Source organism: Limnothrix sp. FACHB-406 (assembly GCF_014698235.1).
GTDB lineage: Bacteria > Cyanobacteriota > Cyanobacteriia > CACIAM-69d > CACIAM-69d > CACIAM-69d.
In genome coordinates this window covers 149144-163561 of sequence record NZ_JACJSP010000001.1, presented here as the reverse complement: position 1 = coordinate 163561, position 14418 = coordinate 149144, and the positions used below count along the sequence as shown (strand labels likewise).

Below are 14418 nucleotides of genomic sequence, written 5' to 3'. Positions count from 1 at the left end.
TAGGCGGTTGAAAGATTAATAGGGAGCTGAAATGAGCTGGGGGCGGCAATTGCGGGATTTTGAAGAAGCTTTCGCAGATACTAAAGAAATCCTGCTTAACCTTGCGCCCCATCCCACCCAATGACCTTTCGGGTAAAACTCTCGCTTCATGGTTGCCTGGCAACGGAGGGACTGTTGGCCCGCTTGGACTTGTGGCGCAGCCCCCATCACCAACAAACTTGCGATACTCGCCTGCCGCCCGCACCGGAATTGGTCCAAGTGGCCACAGAATTTTGGGACTTGTGGGCGAGTTATCCCAACCTGCGAATTAAGGTGAAGGGCGTTCAGCGACAGTTGCCCCTTTCTTTGCATCGTCAACAGTGCCAACTCGCGGCCGATCGCCTGCAAACTCTGTTTAACAACTGGTTGGAGGGGGAAAGCTTTCGGGAAATTACCCATGAAATTCTGCGATTTAGCAATCCCGATGATGATCTGTGGCTGTCGATCGCCACGGACGATCGCCATGTGCCAAGGCTGCCTTGGGACGAATGGAAACCCCTGAAAAGTCACCGGCTTGCCTGGGGCTGTTGTCCAACCAGTGGCAAAACACCACCCATTCAGGCGCGATCGGCCCCTAGGGGCTTGGTCCGGATTTTGGCGGTTTTGGGCGATCGGGAGGATTTAGACCTGGATCCCGATCATCAGGCCCTTCAACAACTGAGCCAAGCAGGGCTGGCGAATGTGCAGTTGCTGGACGCTCCGACTCCTGAGCAGTTTTTTGATGCCCTGCGCGATAACCAACCGCAAGTGCTGGTCTTTGCGGGCCATGGCTATCCCGGAACTAGCAGCCGATCGGGTCAGATTGGCCTTAACCTGCGGAACAACATTTCCGTAGAAAACTTCAGCCATGCCCTGGAAGGCGCAGTTCAGCAGGGTTTGCAACTGGCGATTTTTAACTGTTGCCACAGCGTGGACTTGGCGGAAGCACTGCATCGATCGCACCTACCGGCCGCCATTGTGATGCGGGCTTCGGTTCCCGATCTAGTCGCTCAACATTTCCTCAAGGACTTTCTGACTCACTACGCCCAATCGCGGTCGCTGCCCCTATCTCTGTACGAAGCCCGTCGATCGCTCCAACGCTCCAGCGCCCAATATCCAAGGGCCGATTGGTTGCCGCTGGTCTTTCACCATCCCCTGTTAGATTTGCCTACTTGGCCCGATCGCTCCCACTCGGAAGCTGATTTCCAAAGCTGGATTGAACCCGTTGGCCCCAGTGCAGCTCGGCCTAGCAGCGATCGGCCACTGAGGCAGGATCCAATCCAGAAATTCAGCCAGGAACCCGGTCAAGAAATCAGTCAGGAAATCAATCAGAAATCAAGCCAGGAATTAGATCAGGAAATCAGTCAGAAATCTAGTCAGGAATCAAATCAGAAATTAAATCAAAAACTAAATCAGGCACTGAGTCCAGAAAACAATCAGCGTCCAGAAAACAATCAGCAAATTAGCCCGAAAGTTAGCCCCAAAGTTAGTCCGAAACCGTGGCAACTAGTCGGGCAGTCCCTTTTAGCCACAGGGATCACCATTGGCCTAGGCGGCATCATCCAGACCCCGGAATTTTGGGTTTATGACGCAATGTTGCAGCAGCGGCCGTTGGAATTACAAGATCAACGTATTTTGCTAGTCACGATTGATGAAAATGACGTGGCTTATCAAGATCGTCAAGGTTGGCGACGGATTCCAACGGCAGCTGGCGGGTTAAATTCCTTGGCTCCGGAGGCCTTGGCCAAGCTTCAGGAGCGACTGGCCACCCTGAAACCCAGCGTCATTGGAGTGGATATTTATTACCCCTGGCCGCTGACCTCCGCTTGGCAAAAGCGCCTCTGGTCGAATTCTCGGGTGGTGGGTCTGTGCAAATTAGCTGACCCAACGGAAGATACTTCGGAAATTCCGGCCCCAGTGGGCTTGACGCGCGATCGGGTGGCTTTTTCTGACCAAGCCAGTGATTCAAAAAGGGTGGTGCGACGGCAACTTTTGGCCATGGCGGTTCCCCAGTCCAGCCAAGCTTGTCACGCTACCTATGGGCTGAGTGCTCTGTTGGTGGATGATTACCTGAAGCAACAGAGGGTGGCGTTTCAATCCGTGGGCGATCGATGGCGGTATGGTTCCGTTACGATTCCCCAAATCACCGCCGGAGCGGGGGGGTATGGGTGGTTTGATGACCAAGGTAATCAACTGCTGTTGGCTCCTCGGCGGGCGGATTGGGTGCGTTTGCCCCTGCGAGAGGTGCTGCAAAGTACCGATCGAATTCCTTGGACTGGTCAACCCAACCCGATCGTATTAATTGGTAATATCCAAGCCAGCTCTGAGGATCGGTGGAAACTACCGGGTGGGCAGGAGATTCCGGGCTTGGAGATTCAGGCTCACGGCATCAGCCAACTGATAAGCGCGGTGCTGGACAATCGCCCTCTGCTCCAGGCGATCGCTTGGCCGCACAAGTTGGGGTGGATTTTGCTTTGGGCGGGTCTTGGGGCAGGGCTGTTGGCGGTTGGGCAGGCAAGGAACCCGCAGCCTCGTTGGTGTGATCGACTTTGGATCGGGGCGATCGGCTCGCTGGCGGTGGGGGCGATCGGGATGATCAGTTTTTTTTGGGCGGCTTGGTGGTTACCGGTGGTGTCGCCCATGGTGGCCATGGGTCTGGTGTTGTTGCCAGTTCCCGGGAGAAAGGGCCGTTCCCAGTTCTCCCGATGGCTTGGCCTGGTGCAGCGACTCCCTAGGCGATTGCTGAGGTCTTCTTGAGGGGCATGGCTAGGCGATCGCCCGGTTTGGGTTCCAGGATTTGGGCTGCCAACCCTGCTCCCTGCAATTGGGTCTGAAGCTCGGCAGCATTGCCCTTCGCCCGCAACAGGGACACCAGCAGGCCTTCGTATTGCACATCGCCCGCCGCCGCCGTCGGTAACATCACTTGGGGCCGCAGCATGGTTGCCAGCTTCAAGGCGCTGTTGGTTCCCTGAATAATCGGCAAGAATCCCCCGATCGATAGATCCATCAGCGGGCAAAGGGTCACATCCACCGGCCCCAACTCGCTCAACTCCGCCGGGTGATAGCCGTGGGGTTCATAGTAAAGACTTTCGCCAGTTTCGGGCCCCGCGATCGCCCGCAGAATGTAGCCGTTTTCTAGGGTTTTGGGCCCCGTAGGGGAGCCGGTGGTGGCGCGGATGGCCACCTGTTGATCCAGCGTCCAAGTTTGACCGTGATCAAGGGCGATCGCCGTTTGGAATCCCAACTGTTCGGCGACCTTGGCCGCGCTGGGCGATCCCAACACCGGCACGGTGCGATCGATCTGTTCCAAGGTGGGGCGATGGGCGTGATCCTCCAGCCCTTGGGACAGCAAAACCAAGTCCAAATTGGCGGGAATTGGACGGGGGTTGGGATGGGTGGCCTTAAAAAACCAAGCGGCATTCCCAAACATCAGCGGCCCCACAAACCAGGGATCGAGCAAAATGCGCTTGCCCGCCAGTTCAATTAACCAGCTATTGCTATCAAACCAAGTGAGGTGCATGGGTGCGGTCGGGAAGTTTGCGAGTGGATCTGCCTTGTATCGTAGCGCTGGATTTTGACTGTCGATCCTGTCCGTCATCGCTCGTCCACCGGATGGCTAACTGGCGCGATCGGCAAATGTTCGATCGTCCTGCCAACCGCGATCGAGCAAACCACGCAGGGCCCGCCGACAAATATAAGCCGTGGCTCGGGTGGCAGACTCCCGCTGCCAACGCTGGCAACAGTCCCAAACAAACTGCGGCTGCGATTTGGCCGCGTCATTGAGCCAATTGGCGACGCTGTTTTGCACATACCGCGCAGGATCCGCCCGCAGGGGTTCCAGTAGCGGCAATCCTAGGGATGGCTCGCGCTTCAGGGCTTGGATGTGCGCACACCACACACCCCGCGGCCGGGTTAACTCCGTGGCGAACCGACGCAGATTCGCCGATGGGTGAAGCGTCCAGGGAATTAACTGGGCGATCGCCAGTTCCAATCGATGGGCCGCATGGGGCCGCAACGCCATCCAAGCCCACTCCCGCACATTGGCGTTGGGATCGTCCGCTAAGTTGGCGATTTGGGCCAGGCGATCGGGCAACGACAGCCCCGGAGCCAAGCCCACTATCATTGCAGCCCAACTGCGGGCCGTGTCACTGCGGTGGGTGGCAAATCGCTCCGAACCGGCTAAACCGTACCGATCGAGCAGCAGTTGCCCGACGATTTGCATCCGAGCCTTGATTTTCAAGTGGTCATGGGCGGTCACCTGTTCCAAAATCGGCGCTCCCACGTCGGGGGCGATCGCCCGGAGCAGTTGCCCATGGTCGATCGCCAGCACTTCCGTTAGTGTCACCGCCTCCAGTGTGCCGTGGTTCAGTTGCTGCAAAATAGCCGGGGCAATTTCTGCGATCGACTTCGCACCGGTACGCGCCGGAGCCGGGGAAACGGGACAAGTTTTCATGCCAGATGTTGTCATGCCAGATACCAGTGGGTGAGGTCAGCCGGGGAGGTCAGGCTTGGATCCAGCAGCCGATGCGACCACCTGCACCAGATCCTAGTGAGGCGATCGCCCAAAAACAAATTTCAGGCAGGAATTCCAATCAGGAATGGGCTGCCCCTCGCACCAATGGCTGATTAACCCCGAAAACTGCGGCTAGGGAACCTGTCAATCAACTGACCAACCACTGACCCATGAATCATGGGTTCAATGAGCACCAATTCAGGATGCATCATCCGGTGATTTCAAATGCTTTAAACACCTTTTTTTCAAGGAATGTTTTAAAACAACATCAAAGTCAAAAATGATTGCGATCGGGCCAGCATTCCGCTAAAACTAGTGACTGTCGTGGGCAGTGACACCCATCAAAGTTGACGAAACCGGCTGGGTTCATCGAACTCGCGGGGGAACTCAAAAGATTGGATTGCTGCCAACTCCCGATCGCCCGGGGAGCCTTGACCCAAGATTTTGTTCTGTATGGTCATCGCGTACCCCATCCCTGGCCCGATCGCCCGATGGTCGAAACTCAAACCGACCATTTCTAGATGCCCGAACACTAATGAACCCTTCAATCTCTTAAGGCTTCAATTGCCCAATATTTCAACAATGAATGATTGAATCATTGGATGATGGAAAACCTTGAGAGATTCTAGTCATGCTTCATTAGTCCTGCGCAGTGCCCCTAAATATCTAACCTGACTCAACAATTCATCTAAGATTCCTTGGATTCAGTTGAATGAATTCATTCAATTCGTCCATGCTTGTTCATGAGCTGAGGGTCATTGACCAAAGTTTGTGAACCCGATCGCCAATTATTCTGTTTTTCTGGGCAAAGTCTCTAGCCAGTTTTCGAGGGAGCCAGAGGTGCAATTAACTTCCGGCTCGCTTGGGCTGCTGTGAACTGGAAAAACTAAAAACTCGCGATTACCCATTGCGATGATTGGTGGACATGGGCTGATGATTGATTCTCGATCAATTTTTGAATTGTTGTGAGATATAGCGGCTGTCTGTGTTGGGCAAGGGTGATTTTTGCTGTTTTGCTGCCTGGAATAATTACTACGATGGCCAAAGTCGAGTGGAGCGATCATTTCTGTATTGGTGACGATCGAGTGGATCAGGAGCACCAAGACATTTTTGAATTAGTGAATGAGTTGCAGAGTGCTATCGATCGTCAGGAATCGATGGACCAGCTAGCGATGATGTTGGAAAAACTAGCTGAACACACGATCGCCCATTTTCAGCACGAGGAATCACTCATGCAGGATCATGCTTACCCGGGACTCGATCGCCACAAACATTGCCACGATCGCCTAATTCAGAAAGTGGCCAAACTGATTCAACAGTTTCAAACGGGTGAAACCAGCGCTATTCAGAATCTGATGAATTTCCTAGCTGATTGGTTGCGCCACCACATCAAGGGCGAAGATCAAAAAATGATTCAGTTTATGCAACAAAAGCACCACCAACTCACGACGGTCGGTAAAGCAGGTGAACTGATTGGAATTTAATGGGGAATTCATTGGAAATTCATTGGCCTTTGATCAGGAATTGGCTTGAAAATTTGCCAAAGATTCCACAATGACCCGAGCAACGGTTTCCGTTGAAAAGTGCTCCATGGTGGTGGCGTATCGATCGAACTGTCGATCGATGCCCATCACCTGTTGAATCGCGGTTGCCAGGGCCGTCGCGTCCCCGATCGGGATTGTTTGCACTGCGGGTAATTCACCAAAATCCACCGTGGAACCCACCGCTTCAGTGGCAATGAAGGGTAAGCCCGCTTGCAGACCTTCGTTAATCACCAATCCCCAGGTTTCTCCTGCCCGATTAGAGGGCAAAATCAGCACATCTGCTGCTAGATAAAAGGGAGGTAACTCCTGCTGATTCCGAAAACCTAAAAACTTGACGGCCAAATCTGGCATAGCTTCCGCCTGGGCTTCCAGTTGTGGTTGCAATTCCCCAGCGCCCAGATATAGAACCGCTAATTGGGCTTGTAATGCTGGGGGTAATTGGGCGATCGCCTGGAGAATTAAACCGGGATTTTTTTTGGGAATTAATTTACCGCTAAAGAGCAAAACGGTTCGCTCTGGATTAAGCCAAAGGGCGGCACGGGTTTTGGCCCGAATCGTTTGTTTTTTTTCAGGAGATAAATCTGCGAACCGATCGGGCACGCAGTAGTAAGCCACGGCAATTCGGCTGGCGGGGATGCCGTGACGAATCAGATGCTCGCGGTTCAGGGAGCCGATCGCCACGGCCGAATCAAACAGCCCATACAGCAACCGATAAACCAGCGATCGCACGAGGCTTTTCCAACCCTGGCGCGGCACTGCCTGATCATTGGTTTCCACCCGCAAACTGCAAGGAATTTTCCGAAATTTAGCGGAAATGGCAGCGGTGACAGCTCCCTTATAAATCAAGCTGTGAATCAGCAGGCGATCAGGTTTTTCTTGGCGCAGGAGGGCCGGAAAACCAGTGGCTCGCAAACTCCAAAAACCTTTGGGTTGCTTTGTTTGGTTGGGATTCAAAACGACCGATCGATAGCCATTGAGTAGGGGTTCATCCCAAGCAATACTTTGGCCAAACTCCCGATCGCGGTAGCCCTGAATTGAAAAATCCGAGAGATAAACCACCAATAATTCATCACCTCTGGCGGCCAATTCTTGGGCCATGCACCGAAATACCGGAGCGTGATATTGCACCGGATGGGAAGCCAAAACCAAAAGCTTCATTGTTAGACCTGTGAGACCTATCTATTGCATTCGATCGACAATGCGATATTGCACCGCTTCAGCCACGTGGCCCGGTTCAATCGTCTCGCTTTGTTCTAAATCCGCGATCGTTCGGGCCACTTTCAGGATCCGATCGGTCGCCCTTGCCGATAATCCTAACCGTCGAATTGCGTTTTCCAATAGCGATCGGGTCTGATCCGTCAGGGCACACCAGCGGCGAATCTGGCGGCTTTGCATTTCCGCATTGCACTGCACGGGCGATTGCGATTCCTCTTGGGCAAAGCGAGACTGGGCCACCTGCCGCGCCGCCAACACCCGATCGCGCACGGCCGCCGAGGGTTCCCCACCGCTCGATCGGGTCACCTCCTCCGGTTGCAGCCGATTCACCACCACCTGCAAATCAATCCGATCCATCAGCGGCCCCGACAGCTTGGCCCAATAGCGTTGGCGCTGCATGGGCGAGCAGGTACAGGCCTGCACCGAATCGCCGTAATAGCCACAGGGACAAGGGTTGGTGCTGGCCACCAGGGTAAACCGTGCCGGAAACCGCACCGTTTGCCGGGCCCGGGAAATGGTCACGCAGCCTTCTTCGAGGGGTTGGCGCAAAAACTCCAGCACGTCCCGCTTAAATTCCGTTAGCTCATCCAAAAACAACACCCCTCGATGGGACAGGGAAATTTCTCCCGGTCGCGGAAAGCTGCCACCACCCACCAGCGAGGGGCCAGAGGCGGAATGGTGCGGACTGCGAAAGGGGCGATCGCGCACCAAGGTTCCCCGCTCCTTCAGCAAGCCAGCCACCGAATGAATTCGCGTCACCTCCAGTGCCTCCGCAAAGGTCAACCGGGGCAAAATACCCGGCAACCGCTGAGCCAGCATGGTTTTGCCACTTCCCGGCGGCCCCACAAAAATCAGGTTATGGCCACCAGCGGCAGCAATTTCCAACGCGCGCCGGGCCTGGGTTTGGCCCTTCACATCAGCCAAGTCCAGCAACGCCAAGGGATCGGGCGATCGCCCTTCTGGGGGCGGTTGATGCGGCGCGATCGTTTGCGGTTGGTTCAAAAACCGCGCCACCTCCGACAAATGCTCAAACCCATAAACCTTTAGCTCCCGCACGATCGCCGCTTCGTCCGCATTGGCCGCCGGCAACACCAAGCCCACAATGCCCAACTGAGCCGCCGCCGCCGCGATCGCCAACACACCCGTCACCGGCCGCAAGGCTCCATCCAGCGCCACTTCTCCCACAAACAAGTGATCCCCCAACAGGGCTGCGCTCACTTGTCCAGAGGCGGCCAAAATTCCCACCCCGATCGCCAGGTCAAAACTCGGCCCCTCTTTCCGCAAATCGGCCGGAGCCAAATTCACAACGATTTTGCGCATGGGATAAGCAAATCCGGCATTTTTCAGGGCCGCTTTCACCCGTTCGCGAGATTCTTGCACCGCCGTATCCGGTAGCCCCACGATCGCAATTCCCGGCATCCCATTGGAGACATCCACCTCCACCCCCACCTTCACCGGGTCGATGCCCACCAAGGCCGCACTCCATACTCGGGCTAACATCGATTCCCGATCGCCTCACATTTTTGTGCAAAATCCAGGCTTTAGTGTATCAGCAGCGCCGGTCTCTCGCGAAACGATCTAATTCACTTGTCGGTTTATGATCAGTAAGTTTCTATCCTTAAAGACTCAAGAGGTGTTTGTTGAATTATTCTTATTTAGTACCTTTTTTGATTTATTTAACTATTAATTTAATGATTAATTTTTACTTTAACTTTTGTTGATTTATTTTACTGAATTAAATTACCAATTAGATAAAAAATAACCTAATGAATCAACCGATCATGACTCAATGATGGTTTGTTGGTTGCAATTATGGTTCAGCAATTCAGTAATCAAGAATTTTTTCGGGTATCAAAACGTACCTAGTATTAATATTTCTTGACACAATCGAATTGAACTGATGGCCACAGGAATTCGCTGGATTGATTCCTTCAGCAAGCCCCCCTTGATAGACGGAATCTTTCGCCATTTCCAGGAACTTGGATTACCGTAAAGCGAAGATGCAATCTTTCCTGTGGCAGTTTCGTTCCCGTCCTGGGCCACAGATCCGAATCCCTAACCCTTGAGCTTTGAACACCCGAGCCATCCTGGCGATCGCGAATCAGTTCCTATGGTCAGCTCAGAAATTCCACTGACACAAGTTTCATCTCAGTCCCTACCTGTACCCGTGCGCCGCAAGTTTCGTCTCCGTACCACCCTGGTTTTGCCCTTTTTAGTCGAGTTAGTAACCGCCGTGGGGTTGGTGGGTTGGCTGTCGTTTCAGAGCGGCCAGGAAGCGGTGCGGGATTTGGCCAACCAATTGCGCAATGAGGTGACAGCCAGGGTGAGCGATCGGGTGCGATCGTATGTGGAAACTCCCCAGTTGGTGAATCAGGTTAATCGCGACGCGATCGAGCTGGGAATTATTGATTTACAAAAAATTGCCGAAGCTCGCACCTATTTTTGGCGACAAACGATCACCTACAAAAACATTGGCTATGTGGGGTTTGCCAATCAACAGGGACAATATTTGCGGGTGGGTTGGATCAATCGCCTTTCCACAACCGAAACGCCCCAAATTGCCGAACAGCTCGTTCCCGGTGGCGGCAACTTAAACTATTACGAAATTGACGAAAAAGGGCAACGGGCCAAGTTAGCCAAAAGCGTGCCTAACTATGATGTGCGCAAACGGCCCTTTTACGAAGTGGCGTTCAAGGCCGGGAAACCCACCTGGAGCCAAATTTATCTCAACTTTGGCAATCCCCTGTTGCAGATTAATGCCAGCTTGCCCATTTACGATCGCAACGGGCAGCCTGCGGGCATCTTAACCAGCCAATTTGGTACGGATCAGATTCGCGGCTTTTTGCAGACTTTGAAAATTGGGAAAACGGGTCAGGTTTTTATTGTCGAACCCAGCGGCGAGCTGGTAGCCACTTCTTTGAAAGATCAGCCCCTTTGGGTGGAGCAGTCCCAAAAAGCCAAAAAAGAACTACAACGAGTCCATGCGCTCCAAAGTAACAATCAGCTTTTGCGATCGAGCGCTGAGTTCTTATATGGTCAATTTGATCAACTCTCAAATATTCAGCGCGATCATCAGTTTGAATTTTGGCTAAACAATGAACGTCAATTTCTGCAAATTTCGCCCTTCAAGGATGCCTATGGCTTGAATTGGCTGATTGTGGTGGTGGTTCCTGAATCGGATTTCATGGCCAAAATTAATGAAAATACCAGAAACACGATCGCCCTTTGCTTTTTAGCGCTTTTAGTTTCGGTTCCAATTGGAATTTTAACGGCCCGTTGGATTACGCAACCCATTTGTCGAATTGCCCAAGCTTCGGGAGAAATGGCCAAGGGCAATTTAGAGCAAACCGTTGCCAGCAGCCCGATCATTGAAGTCGATCGCCTGGCAGATGCTTTCAACAGCATGGCCACCCAACTTCAGCAGTCCTTTGAAGAACTGGAGCAACGGGTGGAGCGGCGCACCGCTGAACTGCGCAAGGAGAAGGAGCGATCGGAATTATTATTGCTAAATATTTTGCCCAGCCGGGTGGCAGACCAGCTCAAGGATTCCAACGAATCACCAGCGGAACAATTTGAAGAAGCAACGATTCTTTTTGCCGACATTGTAGGATTTACTTCCTTGGCGGCGCAACTAGAGCCTTTAGAATTAATTAATTGCTTAAATCAAGTTTTTTCCACCTTCGATCGGCTTGCGGAAAAGCACCATCTCGAAAAAATTAAGACAATTGGGGATGCTTACATGGTGGTGGGGGGCGTGCCGGTTCCCCAGGCAAACCATGCGGAATCCGTGGCGGATATGGCCTTGGAAATGCGATCGAGCATGGCCCATGCACTGGGGCCCTTGGGTGAACGGTTGGAAATCCGGATTGGGATCAACACAGGCCCAGTGATTGCCGGTGTGATTGGCACGAAGAAGTTCATCTACGATCTATGGGGCGACGCGGTTAATATTGCTTCGCGGATGGAGTCCCATGGGGTTCCTGGTTCGATTCAAGTCACCGATTCCACCTATGAACGGCTGAAGGATCGCTATCACTTTGAAGAACGGGGTTCAATTCACATCAAAGGTCGTGGTGAAATGAATACCTATTGGCTGTTGGACAAGCGATCGACCCTTTAGCCCTTCTTCAGCCCTTTTGGTTTCTGGGGCAGTACTTTGGGGTTGGGTTTCGGATCTGATTTTTTGAGGTGCATTGCTGAAGTTCTGGACTGAGATTTTCCAGGTGGAAATTTTCCAGACCGGAATTATTAGAGGCTGCTGGAAAAGTATTGCTCAGGACTTGATCAGCAATTGCCCAGCTCCAATGGTTGTGGGAGCAAGGGGCTTGATCCTCTGGTTTCCGTCGATCGCTGGGGCCAGTTCTGGGTATCAATTTTGGCTTTTCAGACATTCTCTGATTCGGTTGAGATTCCTCGTTGACGTTTTTGGGCTAAAGGCAATGACCGATCGATTGGGACTGGCGGTATTTGGGGCGGGCCGGTGGGGAACACACCTCATTCGCAATTTTTTGGAGCATCCCCGATCACACCTGAAGGCCGTGGTGGAAACCAATCCAGACCTGCTAGCCGCCGTGGGCGATCGATTTGCCAGCTATCCCGGTTGGGCCGAGGTGCAACGGGTCAGCGATCGCCGATCGATCTGGGGCAATCCGGACATTGGGGCCGTGGTGATTGCCACGCCGGCCGCCAGCCATTTTGAACTGGTGCGATCGGCGCTGTTGGCGGGCAAGCATGTGCTGGTGGAAAAGCCCCTAACCCTGGATGTGGCTGAGTGCGAGGATTTGTGTACCTTGGCGCAACGGGTCGATCGTCGGCTGATGGTTGACCATACCTATCTTTTTCATCCGGCGGTGGAAGCGGGGGCCAAAGCCCTGCAATCGGGCGCGATCGGCGATCGGCGCTATGGCTATGCGGCTCGCACCCACCTGGGCCCCGTGCGCCAGGATGTGGATGTGTTGTGGGACTTGGCCATTCACGACATTGCCATCTTTAACCATTGGCTGCAGTCAACTCCGATCGCCCTGCAAGCCAAGGGGCAAACCTGGTTACAACGGGGGCGCGGAACCGGGCTTGAGGTGACCGATCGCCCCAGTCCTGCGGCGGGTTTGGCGGATTTGGTTTGGCTCACCCTTTACTATCCTGAGCAGTTCACCGCCACGATCCATCTGGCTTGGCACAATCCCGATCGGGCCCGGCGCTTGGCCCTGGTCGGAACCCGAGGCACATTGGTTTTTGATGAAATGAACGCCCGATCGCCCCTGACCCTGTGGGCGGGATCCCTGGAACAATCTGGCAGCCAATGGCTTCCTTGCAACCAATCGGAGCAGTCGATCGAGTTGGCGAGCGGTGAACCCCTTGGGCAGGTTTGCGATCAATTTCTGGCCGGCGTTTTGGATGGCGCACCGCTCGATCGCTCCGATGGTTCCATCGGCACGGCCCTGGTGCGGTTGTTGGCGGCCGCTTCCCGATCGTTAGCCCGTCAAGGGGAACTGGTTTGGGTTGCTTAAGGCATCTCAACCGAACGATCCCAACAGCGCTCCCAACAGCGCTCCCAATTCCGGCAGCGGGTTCCAGTCGCTGGCTGCTGGCCCCCAGGTCAAGGGGCAACTTGCGCAAATCCGCATTGCCCGTTTGGCCCTTCGGTGGGACACTGAGACTCGATCGAATTTCAGGACGACTTTTAGGACGACCCACGGCGATCATGCGAATTCTGTTCTTGCATCCCAACTTCCCCGCACAGTTTCGCCACGTCGCGGCGGCCCTCGGGCGCGATCCCGAAAACCAAGTGGTTTTTGGCACGAAAAACGAAAACCCCGAGTGGCAAATTGCCGGCGTTCAAAAAGTATTGTTCAAGCCCAGCCGCGACCCCGCCCCTGGAACCCATCACTACATCCGCCCCTTCGAGGCCGCCGTGCTTCAGGGGCAATCCATGTTCCGGGTGGCCGACGCGCTGAAGTCCAATGGATTTGTGCCCGATGTGGTCTATGGCCACTCCGGTTGGGGATCCACCCTGTTCATGAAGGATGCCTTCCCGGACACCAAATTCTTGGGCTATTTCGAGTGGTTTTATAAATCCAAGGGAGCCGATGCGGATTTTGATCCAGCGGAACCCTTGTCCGTGGATGATCAGGCCCGAATTCGGATTAAAAATGCGTCGATTTTGCAGGATCTCTACACCTGCGATCGAGGAATTTGCCCCACGGCCTGGCAGCGATCGCAATTCCCCGCTGAATACCAATCCAAACTGCATGTACTGCACGATGGTGTAGACACCGATTTCTTTGTGCCCGAGCCGAACGCCAAGCTCGTGCTGCCGAATCTCGACTTGTCCCATGTGGATGAAATCGTTACCTATGTGGGTCGGGGCATGGAACCCTATCGCGGTTTCCCCGAGTTCATGGAATCGTTGGTTTATCTGCAAGAGAAGCGCCCCAACTGCCATGTGGTGATTGTGGGGAGCGATCGGGTTTGCTATGGCCGCGCCCTGCCCGATGGCAAAACCTATAAGCAACTGATGTTGGAACGGTTGCCCCTGGATCTGTCGCGGATCCACTTCGTTGGCTCCTTGCCCTATGGCCTGTACCTGAAGGTACTGCAAGCCTCGAAGGCTCACATTTACCTCACGCGGCCCTTTGTGCTCTCCTGGTCGATGATTGAATCCATGTCGGCCGGTTGCTTAGTGGTGGGTTCGGCCACTGCGCCCGTGCAGGAAGTGATTCGCGACGGGGAAAACGGCCTGTTAGCCGATTTCTTCTCGCCTAAGCAAATTGCCGATCGGGTGTCGGAAGTGCTGGAGCACCCGACTCAAATGGCCCACATTCGCCAAGCGGCCCGCAACACCGTTCTGGAGCGTTATTCACACCAAGCGCTCCTTTGGCGACATGTGCAGTTCCTGAAGGATTTTGCGGCCGATCGCCTGCCGCCGATTCAATATCCTCCCGCCAGTACCCTGGTGGATTACTACAACGAACCCAGTCGCGAGCCGGCCACGGTGGTCTAGGGATCTTCAACCCCTGTCAGCCGGGCTGAGCACTGGAGGGCCCAAGCGGGCGGGGGTTAATCAACGGTCGTGATTCTGGCCAATTTTTTCCCTCCAACTTGCGCGTTTTGCCAACTTCGCCTCCCTCT

Annotated in this window: 10 protein-coding genes; 6 read left to right on the top strand and 4 right to left on the bottom strand. The window is 54.1% G+C overall.

From position 1 onward, the window contains the following. The first annotated feature begins 120 nt into the window (after positions 1 to 120). Positions 121 to 2775, top strand: a complete 2655-nt coding sequence (locus H6G53_RS00640) for a CHASE2 domain-containing protein (RefSeq protein WP_190530600.1) — start codon at positions 121 to 123, stop codon at positions 2773 to 2775. Here the strand turns inward: H6G53_RS00640 and H6G53_RS00635 are convergent. Next, a complete protein-coding gene (locus tag H6G53_RS00635; RefSeq protein WP_099531925.1) occupies positions 2750 to 3538 on the bottom strand; it encodes an MBL fold metallo-hydrolase in 789 nt (262 codons plus the stop codon). The two genes, H6G53_RS00640 and H6G53_RS00635, sit on opposite strands and share 26 nt — an antisense overlap. Before the next feature lie 96 nt (positions 3539 to 3634). Then, on the bottom strand, positions 3635 to 4486 hold the full coding sequence (locus H6G53_RS00630) for a hypothetical protein (RefSeq protein WP_199309073.1): 852 nt from the start codon (positions 4484 to 4486) through the stop codon (positions 3635 to 3637). Between the two features lie 440 nt (positions 4487 to 4926). Here H6G53_RS00630 and H6G53_RS18875 point away from each other — a divergent pair, with 440 nt between their 5' ends. Further along, the gene (locus tag H6G53_RS18875; RefSeq protein ID WP_255512328.1) at positions 4927 to 5052 is read left to right on the top strand and encodes a hypothetical protein; all 126 of its coding nucleotides are present in this window, start codon (positions 4927 to 4929) and stop codon (positions 5050 to 5052) included. Positions 5053 to 5568: 516 nt separating this feature from the next. Further along, complete coding sequence (locus H6G53_RS00625; RefSeq protein WP_190530599.1) at positions 5569 to 6015, top strand: bacteriohemerythrin; 447 nt, start codon at positions 5569 to 5571, stop codon at positions 6013 to 6015. A 33-nt stretch (positions 6016 to 6048) separates the two neighbouring features. Here the strand turns inward: H6G53_RS00625 and H6G53_RS00620 are convergent, their stop codons facing one another. Continuing rightward, complete coding sequence (locus H6G53_RS00620) at positions 6049 to 7233, bottom strand: glycosyltransferase family 4 protein (RefSeq protein ID WP_190530598.1); 1185 nt, start codon at positions 7231 to 7233, stop codon at positions 6049 to 6051. A 21-nt stretch (positions 7234 to 7254) separates the two neighbouring features. Then, positions 7255 to 8790 carry a YifB family Mg chelatase-like AAA ATPase gene (locus H6G53_RS00615; RefSeq protein WP_190530597.1) on the bottom strand — a complete coding sequence of 512 codons (1536 nt, stop codon included), beginning with the start codon at positions 8788 to 8790 and terminating at the stop codon, positions 7255 to 7257. 667 nt (positions 8791 to 9457) lie between these two features. On the opposite strand from H6G53_RS00615, the gene H6G53_RS00610 reads away from it, so the two are divergent. From H6G53_RS00610 to H6G53_RS00600, 3 genes are all read left to right on the top strand, one after another. Then, complete coding sequence (locus H6G53_RS00610) at positions 9458 to 11410, top strand: adenylate/guanylate cyclase domain-containing protein (RefSeq protein ID WP_199309072.1); 1953 nt, start codon at positions 9458 to 9460, stop codon at positions 11408 to 11410. A 319-nt stretch (positions 11411 to 11729) separates the two neighbouring features. Next, positions 11730 to 12797, top strand: coding sequence for a Gfo/Idh/MocA family protein (locus tag H6G53_RS00605; RefSeq protein WP_190528410.1), 1068 nt, complete (start codon positions 11730 to 11732; stop codon positions 12795 to 12797). 194 nt (positions 12798 to 12991) lie between these two features. After that, complete coding sequence (locus tag H6G53_RS00600) at positions 12992 to 14290, top strand: glycosyltransferase family 4 protein (RefSeq protein ID WP_099533202.1); 1299 nt, start codon at positions 12992 to 12994, stop codon at positions 14288 to 14290. The last annotated feature ends 128 nt before the right edge of the window (positions 14291 to 14418 follow it).